Source organism: Pseudomonas sp. 10C3 (genome assembly GCF_036346185.1).
GTDB lineage: Bacteria > Pseudomonadota > Gammaproteobacteria > Pseudomonadales > Pseudomonadaceae > Aquipseudomonas.
The window spans coordinates 1-17,188 of record NZ_JASJVE010000036.1 but is presented as its reverse complement, the minus strand read 5'-3'; the positions used below and the strand labels follow the sequence as shown (position 1 = coordinate 17,188).

At 54.6% G+C, this 17,188-nt stretch carries 21 protein-coding genes; 20 read left to right on the top strand and 1 reads right to left on the bottom strand.

What is annotated here, in order from left to right:
- The first annotated feature begins 13 nt into the window (after nucleotides 1-13).
- The 17 genes from rplE (at nucleotide 14) to bfr (ending at nucleotide 10,226) form a co-directional block, all read left to right on the top strand.
- Complete coding sequence (rplE, locus tag QN399_RS24190; protein WP_219062782.1) at nucleotides 14-553, top strand: 50S ribosomal protein L5; 540 nt, start codon at nucleotides 14-16, stop codon at nucleotides 551-553.
- Between the two features lie 13 nt (nucleotides 554-566).
- Nucleotides 567-872 (top strand): 30S ribosomal protein S14, encoded by a 306-nt coding sequence (gene rpsN / locus QN399_RS24185; RefSeq protein ID WP_219062780.1) that lies wholly within the window; start codon nucleotides 567-569, stop codon nucleotides 870-872.
- A 214-nt stretch (nucleotides 873-1,086) separates the two neighbouring features.
- Nucleotides 1,087-1,479, top strand: coding sequence for a 30S ribosomal protein S8 (gene rpsH / locus QN399_RS24180; protein ID WP_065833640.1), 393 nt, complete (start codon nucleotides 1,087-1,089; stop codon nucleotides 1,477-1,479).
- A gap of 12 nt (nucleotides 1,480-1,491) precedes the next feature.
- Nucleotides 1,492-2,025, top strand: coding sequence for a 50S ribosomal protein L6 (gene rplF, locus QN399_RS24175; protein WP_219062778.1), 534 nt, complete (start codon nucleotides 1,492-1,494; stop codon nucleotides 2,023-2,025).
- A 10-nt stretch (nucleotides 2,026-2,035) separates the two neighbouring features.
- On the top strand, nucleotides 2,036-2,386 hold the full coding sequence (rplR, locus tag QN399_RS24170) for a 50S ribosomal protein L18 (protein WP_219062777.1): 351 nt from the start codon (nucleotides 2,036-2,038) through the stop codon (nucleotides 2,384-2,386).
- 3 nt (nucleotides 2,387-2,389) lie between these two features.
- The gene (gene rpsE / locus QN399_RS24165) at nucleotides 2,390-2,890 is read left to right on the top strand and encodes a 30S ribosomal protein S5 (protein WP_003186035.1); all 501 of its coding nucleotides are present in this window, start codon (nucleotides 2,390-2,392) and stop codon (nucleotides 2,888-2,890) included.
- 2 nt (nucleotides 2,891-2,892) lie between these two features.
- Nucleotides 2,893-3,069 carry a 50S ribosomal protein L30 gene (gene rpmD, locus QN399_RS24160; protein WP_003186033.1) on the top strand — a complete coding sequence of 59 codons (177 nt, stop codon included), beginning with the start codon at nucleotides 2,893-2,895 and terminating at the stop codon, nucleotides 3,067-3,069.
- A 3-nt stretch (nucleotides 3,070-3,072) separates the two neighbouring features.
- Entirely contained in the window at nucleotides 3,073-3,507 is a 435-nt protein-coding gene (gene rplO, locus QN399_RS24155; RefSeq protein ID WP_002555470.1) for a 50S ribosomal protein L15, read from the top strand.
- Entirely contained in the window at nucleotides 3,508-4,836 is a 1,329-nt protein-coding gene (gene secY, locus QN399_RS24150; RefSeq protein ID WP_219062775.1) for a preprotein translocase subunit SecY, read from the top strand.
- 28 nt (nucleotides 4,837-4,864) lie between these two features.
- The gene (gene rpmJ, locus QN399_RS24145; protein ID WP_002555468.1) at nucleotides 4,865-4,981 is read left to right on the top strand and encodes a 50S ribosomal protein L36; all 117 of its coding nucleotides are present in this window, start codon (nucleotides 4,865-4,867) and stop codon (nucleotides 4,979-4,981) included.
- A gap of 131 nt (nucleotides 4,982-5,112) precedes the next feature.
- Nucleotides 5,113-5,469 (top strand): 30S ribosomal protein S13, encoded by a 357-nt coding sequence (gene rpsM / locus QN399_RS24140; protein ID WP_002555467.1) that lies wholly within the window; start codon nucleotides 5,113-5,115, stop codon nucleotides 5,467-5,469.
- 30 nt (nucleotides 5,470-5,499) lie between these two features.
- Nucleotides 5,500-5,889, top strand: a complete 390-nt coding sequence (rpsK, locus tag QN399_RS24135) for a 30S ribosomal protein S11 (protein WP_002555466.1) — start codon at nucleotides 5,500-5,502, stop codon at nucleotides 5,887-5,889.
- 18 nt (nucleotides 5,890-5,907) lie between these two features.
- Nucleotides 5,908-6,528 carry a 30S ribosomal protein S4 gene (gene rpsD, locus QN399_RS24130; protein ID WP_322166322.1) on the top strand — a complete coding sequence of 207 codons (621 nt, stop codon included), beginning with the start codon at nucleotides 5,908-5,910 and terminating at the stop codon, nucleotides 6,526-6,528.
- Nucleotides 6,529-6,550: 22 nt separating this feature from the next.
- Nucleotides 6,551-7,552 (top strand): DNA-directed RNA polymerase subunit alpha, encoded by a 1,002-nt coding sequence (gene rpoA / locus QN399_RS24125; RefSeq protein ID WP_003176403.1) that lies wholly within the window; start codon nucleotides 6,551-6,553, stop codon nucleotides 7,550-7,552.
- A 42-nt stretch (nucleotides 7,553-7,594) separates the two neighbouring features.
- Entirely contained in the window at nucleotides 7,595-7,981 is a 387-nt protein-coding gene (gene rplQ, locus QN399_RS24120; RefSeq protein WP_219062771.1) for a 50S ribosomal protein L17, read from the top strand.
- Nucleotides 7,982-8,151: 170 nt separating this feature from the next.
- A complete protein-coding gene (locus tag QN399_RS24115) occupies nucleotides 8,152-9,606 on the top strand; it encodes a catalase (protein WP_330201809.1) in 1,455 nt (484 codons plus the stop codon).
- Between the two features lie 155 nt (nucleotides 9,607-9,761).
- Nucleotides 9,762-10,226 carry a bacterioferritin gene (gene bfr / locus QN399_RS24110; RefSeq protein ID WP_330201808.1) on the top strand — a complete coding sequence of 155 codons (465 nt, stop codon included), beginning with the start codon at nucleotides 9,762-9,764 and terminating at the stop codon, nucleotides 10,224-10,226.
- Between the two features lie 72 nt (nucleotides 10,227-10,298).
- Here bfr and uvrA read toward each other — a convergent pair whose 3' ends face one another.
- Nucleotides 10,299-13,142, bottom strand: coding sequence for an excinuclease ABC subunit UvrA (uvrA, locus tag QN399_RS24105; RefSeq protein ID WP_322182348.1), 2,844 nt, complete (start codon nucleotides 13,140-13,142; stop codon nucleotides 10,299-10,301).
- Between the two features lie 129 nt (nucleotides 13,143-13,271).
- On the opposite strand from uvrA, the gene QN399_RS24100 reads away from it, so the two are divergent.
- The 3 genes from QN399_RS24100 (at nucleotide 13,272) to QN399_RS24090 (ending at nucleotide 17,152) form a co-directional block, all read left to right on the top strand.
- Nucleotides 13,272-14,669 carry an MFS transporter gene (locus QN399_RS24100; protein ID WP_322182345.1) on the top strand — a complete coding sequence of 466 codons (1,398 nt, stop codon included), beginning with the start codon at nucleotides 13,272-13,274 and terminating at the stop codon, nucleotides 14,667-14,669.
- A gap of 9 nt (nucleotides 14,670-14,678) precedes the next feature.
- On the top strand, nucleotides 14,679-15,212 hold the full coding sequence (locus QN399_RS24095; RefSeq protein ID WP_219062767.1) for a single-stranded DNA-binding protein: 534 nt from the start codon (nucleotides 14,679-14,681) through the stop codon (nucleotides 15,210-15,212).
- Between the two features lie 1,085 nt (nucleotides 15,213-16,297).
- A complete protein-coding gene (locus QN399_RS24090; protein WP_330201807.1) occupies nucleotides 16,298-17,152 on the top strand; it encodes a restriction endonuclease in 855 nt (284 codons plus the stop codon).
- The last annotated feature ends 36 nt before the right edge of the window (nucleotides 17,153-17,188 follow it).

Genomic DNA, 17,188 nt, shown 5'->3' with positions numbered 1-17,188 from the left:
TAGGTAGAAGACCATGGCACGACTAAAAGAGATTTACCGGAAGGAAATCGCTCCGAAACTTAAGGAAGAACTTAAGCTTTCGAACGTGATGGAAGTTCCGCGCGTTACAAAGATCACCCTTAACATGGGTCTTGGCGAAGCGGTCGGTGACAAAAAAGTCATCGAGCACGCTGTTGCTGACCTGGAAAAGATCACCGGTCAGAAAGTCGTTGTGACTTACGCTCGGAAATCCATCGCTGGCTTTAAAGTCCGTGAAGGTTGGCCGATCGGCGTTAAAGTCACTCTGCGTCGCGATCGTATGTACGAATTCCTGGATCGTCTGCTGTCGATCTCCCTGCCTCGGGTTCGCGATTTTCGCGGCCTGAATGCCAAGTCCTTCGATGGTCGTGGTAACTACAGCATGGGCGTTAAAGAGCAGATCATTTTCCCGGAAATCGATTACGACAAGATCGATGCTCTTCGCGGTCTGGACATTACCCTGACCACCACTGCTCGTACGGATGACGAGGGTCGCGCATTGCTGCGTGCCTTCAAGTTCCCGTTCCGCAACTGATTGGAGTAGGACAATGGCCAAGATGAGCATGAAAAACCGCGAGCTGAAACGTCAGCTCACGGTTGCCAAGTACGCCAAGAAGCGTGCAGAACTGAAAGCTATCATCGTTGATCTGAACGCAAGTCCAGAAGCACGTTGGGAAGCTCAAGTAGCTCTGCAGAAGCAGCCACGTGACGCAAGCGCTGCGCGCATGCGTAACCGCTGCCGCATCACTGGCCGTCCACACGGCGTCTATCGCAAGTTCGGCCTTGGCCGTAACAAGCTGCGTGAAGCAGCAATGCGTGGCGACGTTCCTGGTCTGGTCAAGGCTAGCTGGTAAGGCGTCCATCTCGTCTCGCACGGGTCAATCTTGTAAAAGATTGGTCTGTGTGAAGCGTGATTTTGAATCAAGCCCCTTTTGGGGCTTGATTCATTTCCGGGGTGTGTCTAGAATGATCGGCTCGCCTGAGCCCGTGCTTTCATTTGCCCGGAGTTTCTCGGCGACAAGCTGTAGCCGCAAGGCTAATTATTTTTGTAACAGGAGCGTCTAGCCCATGAGTATGCAGGACCCGTTAGCGGACATGCTAACTCGTATCCGTAATGCCCAGATGGCTGAAAAGCCCGTCGTAAGCATGCCATCTTCCACGTTGAAGGTAGCTGTAGCCAAAGTCCTCAAGGACGAAGGTTACATTGCGGGTTATCAGATCAGCAGCGAAATCAAACCGCTGCTATCCATCGAGCTGAAGTACTTCGAAGGCCGTCCAGTCATCGAAGAAGTGAAGCGCGTTAGCCGTCCAGGCCTGCGTCAGTACAAGTCCGTCGATGATCTGCCAAAAGTTCGTGGCGGTCTCGGTGTGTCTATCGTCTCCACCAACAAAGGTGTGATGACGGATCGTGCTGCGCGCGCTGCCGGTGTCGGCGGCGAAGTTCTTTGCACAGTGTTCTAAGGGGGGATAAGCATGTCACGCGTAGCTAAGAACCCCGTTAAGTTGCCAGCAGGCGTCGAAGTTAAACTCGTCGGCCAGCAGCTTTCGGTGAAGGGTGCCAAGGGCACTCTAGATCTGAACATCCATTCGTCCATTGAGATTGTTGAAGAAGCTGGTGAGCTGCGTTTCGCTGCTCGCAATGGCGATCAACAGACTCGTGCAATGGCCGGCACCACTCGTGCACTGGTTAACAACATGGTCCAAGGCGTAAGCCAAGGCTTCGAGCGTAAGCTCCAGCTGGTCGGTGTCGGTTATAAAGCGCAAGCAAAAGACAAAGTGCTGTCCCTGGCTCTCGGCTTTTCGCATCCAGTGGAATACGACCTGCCGAATGGCATCACCGCTGAGACTCCCAACCAGACCGATATCTTCATCCGAGGTATCGATAAGCAGTTGGTTGGTCAAGTGGCCGCTGAGATCCGCGACTTCCGCCGTCCTGAGCCGTACAAAGGCAAAGGTGTGCGTTACGCAGACGAAGTCGTCCGCCGTAAAGAAGCCAAGAAGAAGTAGGGCATAGCAAATGACCGTCAAAAAAGTTACCCGACTGCGTCGCGCTCGCAAAGCACGCTTGAAAATGCACGAGCTAGAAGTCGTGCGTCTCTGCGTGTTCCGCTCTTCGCAGCACATTTATGCCCAGGTCATCTCGGCCGACGGCAGCAAAGTCTTGGCGAGCGCCTCGACTTTGGACAAAGAACTGCGTGATGGAGCCACTGGCAACATCGACGCGGCCACTAAGGTTGGCCAGCTGGTCGCTGAGCGTGCGAAAGCCGTAGGCGTCTCGCAAGTGGCTTTTGACCGTTCTGGCTTCAAGTACCACGGCCGCGTCAAGGCGCTGGCTGATGCTGCTCGTGAAGGCGGGCTGGAGTTCTAAGTTATGTCAAATAACGACCAAAAACGCGACGAAGGCTACATTGAGAAGCTGGTTCAAGTGAACCGCGTTGCTAAAACCGTTAAAGGCGGCCGTATCTTCACTTTCACCGCGTTGACCGTGGTGGGTGATGGTAAAGGGCGTGTTGGTTTCGGCCGTGGCAAGTCACGTGAAGTGCCTGCTGCGATCCAGAAAGCAATGGAAGCTGCTCGTCGCAACATGATTCAGGTGGACCTTAACGGTACCACTCTGCAGTACGCAATGAAGTCTGCTCATGGCGCTTCGAAGGTGTACATGCAGCCTGCGTCTGAAGGTACTGGTATCATCGCTGGCGGCGCTATGCGCGCAGTGTTGGAAGTTGCTGGTGTTCAGAACGTACTGGCCAAGTGCTACGGCTCGACTAACCCGGTAAACGTGGTTCACGCCACTTTTAAAGGTTTGAAAGCTATGCAATCTCCTGAATCTATTGCTGCCAAGCGCGGTAAAAGTGTCAAGGAGATCTTCTGATCATGGCTACCGTTAAAGTAACGCTGATCAAAAGCATGACCGGTCGCATCCCTAACCACAAATTGTGCGTTAAGGGTTTGGGTCTGCGTCGCATCGGTCACACTGTAGAAGTGCTGGATACTCCCGAGAATCGCGGGATGATCAACAAGGCTTACTACATGCTGCGAGTCGAGGGTTAATCGATGAAACTCAATGATCTGAGTCCAGCGCCGGGTTCCCGTCGCGAAAAGCATCGTCCGGGCCGTGGTATCGGTAGTGGTTTGGGTAAGACCGGTGGCCGTGGCCACAAAGGTCAGTCCTCCCGCTCCGGTGGCACTATTGCTCCGGGCTTTGAAGGCGGCCAACAGCCGTTGCATCGTCGTCTGCCGAAATTCGGTTTCGTTTCCCTGAAAGCTATGGATCGCGCAGAAGTGCGTTTGTCCGAACTGGCTAAAGTGGAAGGCGACATCGTCACCGTGCAGTCCCTGAAGGATGCCAACGTGATCAACCAAAACGTACAACGTGTGAAAATCATGTTGTCCGGTGAGGTTACTCGCGCTGTCACCATCAAAGGTATCGCAGCCACCAAAGGTGCGCGTGCGGCTATCGAAGCAGCTGGCGGCAAGTTCGAGGAATAAATGGCTAAGCAAGGTGCTCTCTCAGCGCTCAGCAAAGGCGGGTTATCCGAGCTCTGGGCTCGACTGCGTTTTCTACTCCTGGCGATTATCGTCTACCGGATAGGCGCGCACATCCCAGTTCCTGGTATCAACCCGGACCGGCTGGCGGACCTGTTTCGACAGAATGAGGGGACCATTCTTAGCTTGTTCAACATGTTTTCCGGCGGCGCGCTGGAACGGATGAGTATCTTTGCACTGGGGATCATGCCGTACATTTCGGCATCGATCATCATGCAGTTGATGACCGCCGTCAGCCCGCAGTTGGAGCAGTTGAAGAAGGAAGGTGAGGCTGGTCGTCGTAAGATCAGTCAATACACCCGCTATGGCACTGTCGTCCTCGCTCTTGTTCAGGCTATTGGCATGTCCATTGGTCTGGCAGGGCAGGGCGTTGCGTTCACTGGTGACTTTGGCTTCCATTTCGTTGCGGTATCCACGTTTGTGGCTGGCGCGATGTTCATGATGTGGCTGGGTGAGCAGATTACCGAGCGCGGTGTTGGTAACGGTATCTCGATGTTGATTTTTTCGGGTATCGTCGCCGGTCTTCCGAGAGCGATTGGGCAGTCTTTCGAGTCTGCACGTCAGGGTGATATCAACATTTTCGCCTTGGTTGCCATCGGTTTGCTGGCAGTAGCGATTATCGGTTTTGTGGTGTTCATTGAGCGTGGTCAGCGTCGTATTGCCGTTCACTACGCCAAGCGTCAGCAGGGCCGTAAGGTCTTCGCTGCGCAGACTAGCCACTTACCGCTGAAAGTGAATATGGCCGGTGTAATTCCAGCTATTTTCGCGAGCAGCATTTTGCTGTTTCCGGCTTCGTTGGGTGCCTGGTTTGGCCAGTCTGAAGGTATGGGCTGGTTGCAGGACCTCTCGCAGTCGATCGCTCCTGGTCAGCCGTTGAATATTCTGCTGTTTAGTGCAGGGATTATTTTCTTCTGCTTCTTCTATACGGCGTTGATGTTCAATCCGAAAGACGTAGCGGAAAACCTGAAGAAGTCCGGTGCCTTTATTCCGGGCATCCGTCCAGGCGAGCAGTCTGCGCGCTATATTGATGGCGTTCTGACCCGCTTGACCATGTTCGGTGCTCTTTATATGACGGCCGTGTGTCTGCTTCCCCAGTTTCTGGTGGTTGCGGCAAACGTACCGTTCTACCTTGGCGGGACTTCGTTGCTGATCGTCGTAGTGGTTGTGATGGACTTCATGTCCCAAGTACAATCGCACCTCGTTTCGCACCAGTACGAATCCCTGATGAAGAAAGCCAACCTGAAGGGCTACGGTAGCGGCATGCTGCGCTGAAGCACCCATAAGGTTCGAGGAGTTGGTGATGAAAGTTCGTGCATCGGTGAAAAAGCTGTGCCGTAACTGCAAGATTATTCGCCGCGAAGGTGTTGTTCGAGTAATTTGCAGCGCGGAACCACGTCATAAACAGCGCCAAGGCTGAGTGTGATTTGTGCTTAAAGCCCAGCAGCTAGTGCGCTGCTGGGTTGATTATTTGTTATTACAGCGATATTATCTCGCGCCCTATTTCTTGGCTTCCGGGGCGTAGGTAGCTGTCAATTGGAGTCCCACTGAATGGCCCGTATTGCAGGCGTTAACATTCCAGATAACAAGCATACTGTTATCTCGTTGACCTACATCTATGGTGTTGGTCGCACCACTGCACAGAAAATTTGTGCAACCACTGGGGTTAACCCAGCGGTGAAGATCAAAGATCTGAGCGACGAGCAGATTGAACAGCTGCGTGGCGAAGTGGCAAAGTTCACCACTGAAGGTGACCTGCGTCGCGAAATCAACATGAAAATCAAGCGCTTGATGGATTTGGGCTGCTACCGCGGTCTTCGCCATCGTCGTGGTCTTCCAGTACGCGGTCAGCGTACCAAGACCAACGCGCGTACTCGCAAAGGTCCGCGTAAGCCGATCCGCAAGTAATCGCACCAGCGCAACGACAGGAATTTAGTCATGGCAAAACCTGCTGCTCGTCCTCGTAAAAAAGTTAAAAAGACAGTGGTTGATGGCATCGCCCACATCCACGCGTCTTTTAACAACACAATCGTCACCATTACCGATCGTCAAGGTAACGCGCTTTCTTGGGCTACCTCCGGCGGCTCGGGTTTCCGTGGTTCTCGCAAGTCCACCCCGTTCGCTGCTCAAGTAGCTGCTGAACGTGCTGGTCAAGCTGCGCTGGAATACGGCCTGAAGAACCTCGACGTTAACGTCAAGGGTCCAGGTCCAGGTCGTGAGTCCGCTGTCCGTGCTTTGAACGGCTGTGGCTACAAGATCGCCAGTATCACCGACGTGACGCCAATCCCGCACAACGGGTGCCGTCCGCCGAAGAAGCGCCGCGTGTAATCCAGGAGACTGTAAGAAATGGCTCGTTACATTGGTCCAAAATGCAAACTTGCACGTCGTGAAGGCACCGATCTCTTCTTGAAGAGCGGCGTCCGCGCTATCGAATCCAAGTGCAACATCGAAGCAGCCCCAGGTATCCACGGCCAACGCCGCGGTCGCCAATCCGATTACGGCACCCAACTGCGTGAAAAGCAGAAGGTCCGTCGTATTTACGGCGTTCTCGAACGTCAATTCAGCGGTTATTACAAAGAAGCAGCCGGCAAGAAAGGCGCTACTGGTGAGAACCTGCTGCAATTGCTCGAATGCCGTTTGGACAACGTTGTATACCGTATGGGTTTTGGCTCTACTCGTGCCGAATCCCGTCAGCTGGTATCGCATAAATCGGTCAGCATTAACGGCAAAACCGTTAACGTACCGTCCTACCAGGTTCGCCCTGGTGACGTGGTCGCTATTCGCGAGAAGGCAAAGAACCAACTGCGCATTGTCCAAGCTCTCGATCTGTGTGCCCAACGTGGCCGCGTAGAATGGGTAGAAGTAGACACTGAGAAAAAATCTGGCGTCTTCAAAAACGTTCCAGCTCGCAGTGATCTGTCCGCCGACATCAACGAAAGCCTGATTGTCGAGCTCTACTCCAAGTAAGGGCTAGAAAATAGGTGCATCCATGCAGATTTCGGTAAATGAGTTCCTGACACCCCGCCATATTGATGTGCAGGTTGTCAGTCCAACCCGCGCCAAGATCACGCTCGAGCCTCTCGAGCGTGGTTTCGGCCACACCCTGGGCAACGCGTTGCGACGCATCCTGTTGTCCTCAATGCCCGGCTGTGCAGTAGTCGAGGCCGAGATTGACGGTGTACTCCATGAGTACAGCGCCATCGAAGGTGTACAGGAAGACGTAATTGAAATCCTGTTGAACCTTAAAGGTCTGGCTATCAAGCTGCACGGTCGAGACGAAGTTACGCTGACCTTGTCGAAGAAGGGTTCGGGGGTGGTTACCGCTGCCGATATTCAGCTGGATCATGATGTCGAGATCGTTAATCCCGATCACGTAATCGCTAACCTGGCGTCTAACGGCGCCTTGAACATGAAGCTCACCGTAGCTCGTGGTCGTGGTTATGAACCGGCCGATTCGCGTCAGAGCGATGAAGACGAAAGCCGCAGCATTGGTCGCTTGCAGCTTGACTCTTCGTTCAGCCCGGTTCGCCGTATCGCATACGTGGTGGAAAACGCCCGTGTCGAGCAGCGTACTAACCTGGACAAGCTGGTTATTGATCTGGAAACCAACGGTACCCTGGATCCTGAAGAGGCTATTCGCCGCGCTGCAACTATTCTGCAACAGCAGTTGGCTGCGTTCGTCGATCTCAAAGGTGACAGTGAGCCAGTGGTTATCGAACAGGAAGACGAGATCGATCCGATCCTTCTCCGTCCGGTTGACGATCTGGAACTGACTGTACGTTCGGCCAACTGCCTTAAGGCGGAGAACATTTACTACATCGGCGACCTGATTCAGCGCACCGAAGTAGAACTGTTGAAGACTCCGAACCTGGGTAAGAAATCCTTGACTGAAATCAAGGACGTTCTGGCCTCCCGTGGTCTGTCCCTCGGCATGCGCCTCGACAACTGGCCGCCTGCAAGTCTTAAGAAGGACGACAAGGCGACTGCCTGATCGTCGTAATCACCGAACGTTGTGTTTGGTAAGGAATGAACCATGCGTCATCGTAAAAGTGGTCGTCACCTGAGCCGCACCAGCTCACACCGCAAGGCCATGTTTCAAAACATGGCGGTGTCGCTGTTTGAGCACGAGCTGATCAAAACTACACTGCCGAAAGCCAAGGAACTGCGCCGCGTTGCCGAGCCGCTGATCACCCTGGCTAAGACAGACAGCTTGGCTAACCGCCGTCTGGCCTTCGACCGTACTCGTTCGAAAGCCATCGTTGGTAAGCTGTTCAACGACCTGGGCAAGCGTTATGCAACCCGTGAGGGTGGCTACCTGCGCATCCTCAAGTGCGGTTTCCGCACTGGCGACAACGCGCCTATGGCGTACGTCGAACTGGTTGATCGTCCGGTTGGTGGTGTTGTAGAAGCTGCTGAATAAGACGTCAGTCTGTACAAAGAACCGGGCCTAGTGCCCGGTTTTTTGTGTCTGAATGATTAGTAAAATCTATCGATATTTATAATTTAATGAATTTGATGGCGTAACAAAATTGCCCAATACTCCCCTCAAGCCGTTTAGCCGGTTGGACACGTTAGAGAGGAAGATTTCGTATGAGCCTGAATAAAACGATTACGACTGCCAGTGGCGCTCCTGTCGCTGATAACCAAAACTCCCGGTCCGCAGGCCCGCGTGGCCCACTGTTACTCGACGATTTTCACCTGATCGAGAAACTTGCACACTTCAATCGCGAGAATATCCCGGAGCGCCGCGTGCACGCGAAAGGCTCGGGTGCTCACGGTACTTTCACGGTCAATCGCGACATCACTCAGTACACCAGCGCTAAATTGTTTGAGTCCGTGGGCAAGCAGACTCCAATTTTCATGCGCTTCTCTACCGTCGGTGGTGAGCGTGGTTCGGCAGACACCGAGCGCGACCCGCGTGGTTTTTCGATCAAGTTCTATACCGAAGAAGGCAACTGGGACATCGTCGGGAACAACACGCCCGTTTTCTTTATCCGTGACCCACTTAAATTCCCTGACTTCATTCACACCCAAAAACGGTTGCCCCAATCCAACCTGAAAAGCGCGCAAATGATGTGGGACTTCTGGTCGCACTCGCCCGAGGCGCTGCACCAGGTCACGATCCTGTTTTCGGACCGTGGCATTCCGGATGGCTACCGTCACATGCACGGCTTCGGCAGTCACACATACAGCCTGATCAGCGCGACGGGTGAGCGTCATTGGGTCAAATGGCACTACAAGACTAAGCAAGGTATCAAGAACCTGGCACCTGCTGATGCCGCGCGCCTGGCAGGTACTGACCCGGATTACTCCCAGCGCGATCTGTTCTCCGCGATCGAGAAGGGTGACTTCCCGAAATGGCGGGTGTGCATCCAGATCATGACTGAGACTCAGGTGGCCGCCCATCACGAGAACCCGTTTGACGTGACCAAAACCTGGTCGCAGAAAGAGTACCCGCTGATTGAGGTCGGCGAATTGGAGCTGAACCGTAACCCGCAGAACTACTTCGCCGAAGTCGAACAGGCCGCGTTTGCGCCAAGTAATAGGGTGCCTGGTGTTGGTTTGTCGCCTGATCGCATGCTGCAAGGGCGTGTCTTTGCTTACGCTGACGCACAGCGCTATCGGGTCGGTACCAACCACCAGCAATTGCCGATCAATGCGCCAATGAGCCCGGTTAACAGCTATCAGCGTGATGGCGCCATGAGCTTTGGCAGCAATGGTGGTGGAACGCCTAACTACGAACCCAACAGCTACGCTGACGCCCCTAAGCAGGCCCCGCGTTATGCTGAGCCTGGGTTGGCGCTGAGCGGTGAGGCCACACGTTACGATCATCGTCAGGACGGTGACTACTTCAGCCACGCGGGTGCGCTCTTCAACCTGATGGACGATGCACAGAAAGCACTCTTGATCGGCAACATCGCCGGCGCGATGGCCGGTGTGACGGCTGATGTCGTGCAACGTCAGCTGCAATACTTCTACAAGGCCGATCCTGCGTACGGCGAAGGCGTCGCCAAAGCCCTTGGTGTGCAACTGAACCAGGTCTAAGTTGAAGCGATATACAGAACCGCCCTCAAGGGGGCGGCTTTTCGCATTTGATTGTTCGGCTTTCGCCGTGTTTTCACATTTTCTGGCTTTTTGTGAAGTGACCTCCCCGGCGGGTTGGTTCAAACTACGGCCTTTCAAGCAGGGAGATGAGGGCGATGCAAGGTCACCCGGATGTAATCGATTACCTCAATACGCTGCTCACGGGGGAGCTGTCAGCCCGCGATCAATATTTTATTCATTCGCGGATGTACGAGGACTGGGGCTTCAGCAAGCTCTACGAGCGTATCAACCACGAAATGGAAGAAGAGACCCAGCACGCCGATGCTTTGATGCGCCGGATCCTGATGCTCGAAGGCACGCCGCGCATGCGTCCCGATGATCTGGACATAGGCACCACGGTCCTTGAGATGCTCGCCAGCGATTTGCGCCTTGAGTACAAGGTGCGTGCCGCGCTTTGCAAGGGAATTGAGCTCTGCGAGCTGCACAAGGATTACGTAACCCGCGAAATCCTGCGCATTCAGTTGGCCGATACCGAAGAAGATCACACGTACTGGCTGGAACAGCAGTTCGGCCTGATCAAGTTGATCGGTCTGGAGAATTACCTGCAATCGCAGTTCTGATTCCCGCACCACAGCCATAAAAAAGCCCTGCAGCAGAAAAAATGCGGCAGGGCTTTTTCGTTAGCGCACCGGCTAGACTGCGTCGGCTTTATCCCGAAGCAGCAGCGGTTTGAGGTAGTGGCCGGTGTAAGACTGCTTCATCTCTGCGACTTCCTCCGGGGTACCGCAGGCGATGATCTGGCCGCCCTTGGAACCGCCTTCCGGACCCAGGTCCACCAACCAGTCAGCGGTCTTGATCACATCCAGGTTGTGCTCGATCACCACCACGGTATTCCCGTGATCGCGCAGACGATGCAGCACGTCGAGCAACTGCTGAATATCGGCGAAGTGCAAACCGGTGGTCGGCTCATCGAGGATGTACAGCGTCTTGCCCGTATCACGCTTGGACAACTCGCGTGACAGCTTGACCCGCTGCGCCTCGCCGCCCGACAGCGTGGTCGCGGACTGCCCCAGCTTGATGTACGACAGCCCAACATCCATCAGCGTTTGCAGTTTGCGCGCCAGTGCAGGTACGGCATCGAAGAACACCCGAGCTTCCTCGATGGTCATCTCCAGCACTTCGTGGATGTTCTTGCTCTTGTATTTGATTTCCAGCGTTTCGCGGTTATAGCGCTTGCTCTTGCACACATCGCAAGGCACGTAGATGTCCGGCAGAAAGTGCATCTCGACCTTGATCAGACCATCGCCCTGGCACGCCTCACAACGGCCGCCCTTCACGTTGAACGAGAAACGTCCCGGGCCGTACCCGCGTGAGCGCGACTCTGGAACACCGGAAAACAACTCGCGAATAGGTGTGAACAACCCGGTATACGTTGCCGGATTGGAGCGCGGGGTTCGACCGATGGGGCTTTGGTCGATATCGACGACTTTATCCAGGTGCTGAAGACCATCGATGCTGTCGTGCGCCGCGGCTTCTAGCGTGGTTGCGCCATTCAGGGCCGTGGCGCTGAGCGGGAACAGTGTGTTGTTGATCAGCGTCGACTTGCCCGAGCCGGAAACACCGGTCACGCAGGTCAGCAGACCGATCGGGATTTCCAGATCGACATTGCGCAAGTTGTTGCCACGCGCGCCCTTGAGGGTCAGGTTCAGCTTCTTGTCGCGTGGCGTGCGCTTGGCCGGTACTTCAATCTTCACCCGGCCTGACAGGTATTTGCCGGTCAGTGAATCAGGATGCGCCATGACTTCGGCCGGCGTGCCTTGGGCAACGATGTGCCCGCCATGAATACCGGCACCAGGGCCGATGTCCACCACGTAGTCAGCCAGGCGAATAGCATCTTCGTCATGCTCGACCACGATCACCGTATTGCCGATGTCACGCAGATGCTTGAGCGTGCCCAGCAGCCGGTCGTTGTCCCGTTGATGCAAGCCAATGGACGGTTCGTCTAGGATATACAGGACCCCGACGAGGCCCGCGCCGATCTGGCTGGCCAAGCGAATACGTTGGGCTTCACCGCCAGACAAGGTATCTGCACTGCGGTCCAGGGACAGATAATCCAGGCCGACGTTGACCAGGAACTGCAGGCGCTCGCGAATTTCCTTGAGGATCTTGTCGGCAATTTCACCGCGCCGTCCGGTTAGCTTCAGCGTGCTGAAATACTCGGTAGCATCGCCGATGGGCAGACTGGTCACGGCCGGCAGGGTTTTTTCGCCTACCCAGACATGCCGCGCCTCACGACGTAGACGGGTGCCACGGCAATCCGGGCAGGGCTGAGTGCTGAGGAACTTGGCCAGCTCTTCGCGCACTGTGGCCGACTCGGTCTCGCGATAGCGCCGCTCGAGATTGGGCACGATGCCTTCGAACGGATGCGCACGCTTGACGATGTCGCCGCGATCATTGAGATAGCGGAAGTCGACGTTCTGCGTGCCGCTGCCATTCAGGAGGATTTTCTGCTGATCGGCGGGCAACTCGTTGAACGGCACTTCGAGGCTGAACCCGTAGTGGCTCGCGAGAGAGCCGAGCATCTGGAAGTAATAGACGTTGCGCCGGTCCCAGCCACGAATCGCGCCTTCGGCCAGCGTCAACTCTCCATTGACCAGACGCTTGATGTCGAAAAACTGCTTCACACCCAGGCCGTCGCAGGTCGGGCACGCGCCAGCCGGGTTATTGAAGGAGAACAGCTTGGGCTCCAGCTCGCTGATGGCGTGTCCACAGATCGGGCAGGCAAACCGTGCGGAGAAAATCATTTCCTCGCCCGGCTCGTCATCCATCGGCGCGACCCAGGCGATACCGTCAGCCAGTTTCAGCGCGGTTTCGAAGGACTCGGCCAGACGCTGCTGCATGTCTTCACGAACCTTGAACCGGTCAACCACCACGTCGATGGAGTGCTTCTTCTGTTTATCCAGCTTGGGCAGTTCATCGAGTTCACATAGCCTGCCGTTGACCCGTGCGCGGACGAAGCCTTGAGCGCGCAGCTCTTCGAAGATCGCCAGGTGCTCGCCTTTGCGCTCGCGAACCACAGGCGCCAGGAGCATCAGTTTGCTGCCTTCAGGTTGCGCCAGTACCAGGTCGACCATCTGGCTGACGGTCTGCGCTTCCAGCGGAATATCGTGGTCCGGGCAGCGAGGCTGGCCGACACGCGCATACAGCAGGCGCAGGTAATCGTAGATTTCGGTGATCGTGCCCACCGTCGAACGCGGGTTGTGCGACGTGGATTTCTGTTCGATAGAAATCGCCGGCGATAGCCCTTCGATCGTATCGACGTCCGGCTTTTCCATCATCGACAGAAACTGCCGAGCGTACGCGGAAAGCGACTCGACATAGCGCCGCTGCCCTTCGGCGTAAAGCGTATCGAAGGCTAGCGACGATTTACCAGAACCGGAAAGACCGGTAATGACGATCAATTTGTCGCGTGGCAGGGTCAGGTCAATGTTCTTCAGGTTGTGGGTTCGCGCCCCACGTATCAGGATCTTGTCCACTGCGGCCTCGCTTGGCGGGCTTAAACACGGGAGTATACGGCTCCATACCATTACGCGGCAAAGCGTCGCGTATGTGCTCTACATCGATGGGACTGGTAGAATCGCTGCCGGTTCACACGAGGTTTTTCCATGCACGATCCCCTTAGCGAACGCATGAGTGGCAGCGAGACCCGCGCAGCAAGCGGTCTGGCGCTGGTGTTCGCCTTCCGTATGCTTGGCATGTTTATGGTTTTGCCGGTGCTGGCCACCTATGGCATGGACCTGGCGGGCGCGTCTCCTGCGCTCATCGGTCTGGCTATCGGCGCTTATGGCCTGACCCAAGCGGTGCTGCAGATTCCATTCGGGATGATTTCCGACCGGATCGGTCGGCGGCCAGTAATTTATCTGGGCTTGATCATCTTTGCTCTTGGCAGCTTGCTGGCGGCCAATGCGGACTCGATCTGGGGCGTGATCGCCGGACGGATCCTGCAAGGGGCTGGCGCCATCTCGGCGGCGGTGATGGCGTTGCTCTCGGACCTTACCCGCGAACAGCACCGCACCAAAGCGATGGCCATGATCGGCATGACCATCGGTCTCTCCTTTGCGGTTGCCATGGTCGTCGGCCCCTTGCTGACCCGCGCGTTCGGCCTGTCGGGGCTGTTTCTGGCCACGGGCGGGATGGCGCTGGTAGGGATTCTGATCGTCGCCTTCATGGTGCCGAAGTCGACCGGACCACTGCAGCATCGCGAATCGGGCGTTGCACGTCAGGCGTTGGGCCCGACCTTGCGTCATCCCGACTTGCTGCGCCTGGATTTAGGTATCTTTGTGTTGCACGCGATGCTCATGTCCAGCTTCGTTGCCTTGCCTCTGGCGTTGGTCGAAAAAGCCGGTTTGCCCAAGGAACAGCACTGGTGGGTCTACCTGACCGCGTTGCTGATTTCGTTCTTTGCGATGATCCCGTTCATCATTTATGGTGAAAAGAAGCGCCAGATGAAACGTGTATTGCTCGGGGCGGTCAGCGTGCTGCTGCTGACTGAGCTATTCTTCTGGGCATTCGGCGATACGTTGCGGGCTTTGGTGATCGGGACGGTGGTGTTCTTCACCGCGTTCAACTTGCTTGAGGCCTCGTTGCCGTCGTTGATCAGTAAAGTGTCACCGGCAGGCGGAAAAGGCACGGCGATGGGGGTTTACTCCACCAGCCAGTTCCTCGGTTCGGCGGCTGGCGGTATTCTTGGCGGCTGGTTATTTCAGCACGGTGGATTGAGCATTGTGTTCCTCGGCGGGGCTGGCCTGTGTGCCATATGGCTCGCCTTTGCTGTTACTATGCGCGAACCACCGTACGTGACGAGCCTGCGTGTGCCGTTGACGCCAGAAGCACAGCGCGAAGCCGGCCTGATTGAGCGTTTGATGGCCGTCACCGGAGTAACAGATGCAGTGGTGGTGGCTGATGAAGCTGCCATCTATATCAAATTAGACACCGAACTATTGGATCGCACGTCCCTTGAGCGCTTGGTCAACGACCCGGCGCCGACAGCGTGCGAAGCCTAGGAGAACGTTATGGCCCGTGGGGTTAACAAAGTCATATTGGTCGGTACATGCGGCCAGGATCCCGAAGTTCGCTACTTGCCTAACGGTAACGCCGTGACCAACCTGAGTCTGGCGACCAGCGAACAGTGGACCGATAAACAAACCGGTCAGAAGGTCGAAAAGACTGAATGGCACCGTGTTTCGATGTTCGGCAAGGTTGCTGAAATCGCCGGCGAATACCTGCGCAAAGGTTCGCAGGTGTACATCGAAGGCAAGCTGCAAACCCGCGAGTGGGAAAAAGACGGCATCAAGCGCTACACCACTGAAATCGTCGTCGACATGCAAGGCACCATGCAACTGCTGGGCGGCCGTCCACAAGGCGAAGGCGCTCCACAGGGTCAAGGCGGCATGTCCAACTCCGCGCCGCGCCCTCAACAGTCGCGTCCGCAGCAGTCCCAACCGCAATCCCAGCCACAACGCGAATCGCGTCCTGCGCCACAGCAGCAGGCCGCACCGCAACCGGCTCCGGATTTCGACAGCTTTGATGACGATATTCCGTTCTAGCCGATATATAGGTCAATTTGTAAAGATTTTAAATCATAGAAATCCTTTAAAATCAGCCGGTTAGGCCTATAAACGCTTCTTGACGCCCTTGCGAAACTGTAAAGTTCCAAGGGCGTTCTTCTTTACACTCATATGAATAGTAAACAAGAGATAGTCTCTATTACATGGGGAGTGGTCCGAACAGCCTGCTCCCAAGTGAATGCTGATCGTTTGGACTGCGCGGGTTTTTCTACCCGTATAGGCCTTTGACTCTATGTCCCGCTCTTGGAGGCTTTTCAAAGACTATCTGTGAACGGTTCAGCTTGCGGCCTTCGGGCTAAGCACATTAGGTCCAGCATCAGATACGGAAGGGCTGGCTGGCCCTCCTAATGAGACCCGTCGCTTGCTCAAGGTGAACTACAGAGTCCTCTAGGTGGTCGCCTTTACGTCTTCGAAATTTGCATCGATGCCGAGCATTAGAAGCAAAGGTATGCCCAACCCCTGCTGTGGCTGCTATTTCAGAAGCATCAGTCGCCTATAGTCCCTAATCACATAGTCCCAGGGAGCGAAGGGTTCTGGGGGCGGGCGCGAGCCTGGTTCAAAGACACTGGTATGGTAAAAACATGGTGTCGAATAGAAAAGGAGCTTAGGGGGCTTGATGACATGGATGTAGAGCAAGCCCTATGGATGGCGCTGGTTCCGGAACCTGAACATCTGCACGTGCTGCGTTAGTGTCAGCAATGCCTGGCATGGGCCGAAGTTAAGGCCAGCATGTCGTGATGATCCGATCAATTGTCTATACCTTCCCAAGCAAGCCATGGGTGGCCAGCGTCAGCATAATTTTGACAGGGGGGCATGACGAGATTTAGTCAAGTTACTAACCAGATACTGCGTCCGATGGCTTTGAGGAGCCTGAAAGGATTGAGCCGTCCGCAGTATTGAATCAAAAGAAGTTTCTGTAAGGAGCGATTACAATCCGTGGCTGATTAGCGTGTGTGTTGTAATCGGGTGAACTCGCGTGACCGCGATCATAGCGCCCTGTCTGATCAAGAAATGGTAGTGCGCTTGAATTATATTTGGTACATCGGAATCGCAAAAATCAGGTAATGAATATGCCAGCAAGAACTAATCACTATCAAAAGCTTGTCAAAATTATCAATAGGGAGCTGGCCTCCGTTGATGCGCGCTTGACTGAATCTGCTATGTTGTATGATTCAGAGGGTAAGTGCGAGCGCGAGATCGATATTTTGGTGGAGAGTTTAGTTTTCGGTTGTGAGATCAAGATAGGAATTGAGTGTACAGAACTGTCTAAGCCTCTCGGAATTAGGGCGCTTGAAAGTTTCAAAGAGAAACATCGAAAGGTTGGAATCAATAAAACTGTTGTGGTAAGCCAGTCAGGCTTTTCACGACCTGCAAAAGAATATGCCGACATAAATCATATTAAGATTTTGACATTTAATGCAGCTCGTAGCGAGAATTGGTCGAAGTATTTTTCGCCATTAAGAGATATGGCTATGTATGGCCGGGCTTACAAAATCGACACGCTTTCTATAGGTTGCGATGTTGAACAGACAAAAGATGGGTTTGAGTTTGGAATTACTAGCAAAGTGATTGTGAACGACGAATTTGTGGATGTTGCAAAATTTGCCACAGATATATGGATTGGTAGCGACATAACAAAGACGTATTTCAAAGAGTTGAAAGAGAACGAACTGAGCGGTGCGGCAGAGCCGTGGGCAGAAATACAAGTCGTATTGGGTCAAAATTATATTTTCGAAGACTGTCGTGGTGTGCGTGTAAAGCCAAATACAATGAATATTCGGATGACTTATAGCTCGAATTATCGGGCGCTGAGCCCTAAGCAAGTGGAGTATGATGGAAAAGAATATCTAGTCGGCGGTTTTTTCGATAAGAAAAAATGTAAGCGCGCCATAAAGCACACATTCCAAGCCGTCGGCTAATGCCTGACGCTGTGCTCCCGATCTCTCTCTGGAGCC

Coding starts and splice junctions, on each gene's coding strand:
- QN399_RS24090 (WP_330201807.1), top strand. CDS start 16,298: ATGAATATGCCAGCAAGAACTAATCACTATCAAAAGCTTGTCAAAATT.
- rpsE (WP_003186035.1), top strand. CDS start 2,390: ATGTCAAATAACGACCAAAAACGCGACGAAGGCTACATTGAGAAGCTG.
- QN399_RS24115 (WP_330201809.1), top strand. CDS start 8,152: ATGAGCCTGAATAAAACGATTACGACTGCCAGTGGCGCTCCTGTCGCT.
- rpmD (WP_003186033.1), top strand. CDS start 2,893: ATGGCTACCGTTAAAGTAACGCTGATCAAAAGCATGACCGGTCGCATC.
- rplO (WP_002555470.1), top strand. CDS start 3,073: ATGAAACTCAATGATCTGAGTCCAGCGCCGGGTTCCCGTCGCGAAAAG.
- rplR (WP_219062777.1), top strand. CDS start 2,036: ATGACCGTCAAAAAAGTTACCCGACTGCGTCGCGCTCGCAAAGCACGC.
- secY (WP_219062775.1), top strand. CDS start 3,508: ATGGCTAAGCAAGGTGCTCTCTCAGCGCTCAGCAAAGGCGGGTTATCC.
- QN399_RS24095 (WP_219062767.1), top strand. CDS start 14,679: ATGGCCCGTGGGGTTAACAAAGTCATATTGGTCGGTACATGCGGCCAG.
- rpmJ (WP_002555468.1), top strand. CDS start 4,865: ATGAAAGTTCGTGCATCGGTGAAAAAGCTGTGCCGTAACTGCAAGATT.
- rpsN (WP_219062780.1), top strand. CDS start 567: ATGGCCAAGATGAGCATGAAAAACCGCGAGCTGAAACGTCAGCTCACG.
- rplE (WP_219062782.1), top strand. CDS start 14: ATGGCACGACTAAAAGAGATTTACCGGAAGGAAATCGCTCCGAAACTT.
- rpoA (WP_003176403.1), top strand. CDS start 6,551: ATGCAGATTTCGGTAAATGAGTTCCTGACACCCCGCCATATTGATGTG.
- rplF (WP_219062778.1), top strand. CDS start 1,492: ATGTCACGCGTAGCTAAGAACCCCGTTAAGTTGCCAGCAGGCGTCGAA.
- rpsK (WP_002555466.1), top strand. CDS start 5,500: ATGGCAAAACCTGCTGCTCGTCCTCGTAAAAAAGTTAAAAAGACAGTG.
- rpsH (WP_065833640.1), top strand. CDS start 1,087: ATGAGTATGCAGGACCCGTTAGCGGACATGCTAACTCGTATCCGTAAT.
- rpsM (WP_002555467.1), top strand. CDS start 5,113: ATGGCCCGTATTGCAGGCGTTAACATTCCAGATAACAAGCATACTGTT.
- rpsD (WP_322166322.1), top strand. CDS start 5,908: ATGGCTCGTTACATTGGTCCAAAATGCAAACTTGCACGTCGTGAAGGC.
- QN399_RS24100 (WP_322182345.1), top strand. CDS start 13,272: ATGCACGATCCCCTTAGCGAACGCATGAGTGGCAGCGAGACCCGCGCA.
- rplQ (WP_219062771.1), top strand. CDS start 7,595: ATGCGTCATCGTAAAAGTGGTCGTCACCTGAGCCGCACCAGCTCACAC.
- bfr (WP_330201808.1), top strand. CDS start 9,762: ATGCAAGGTCACCCGGATGTAATCGATTACCTCAATACGCTGCTCACG.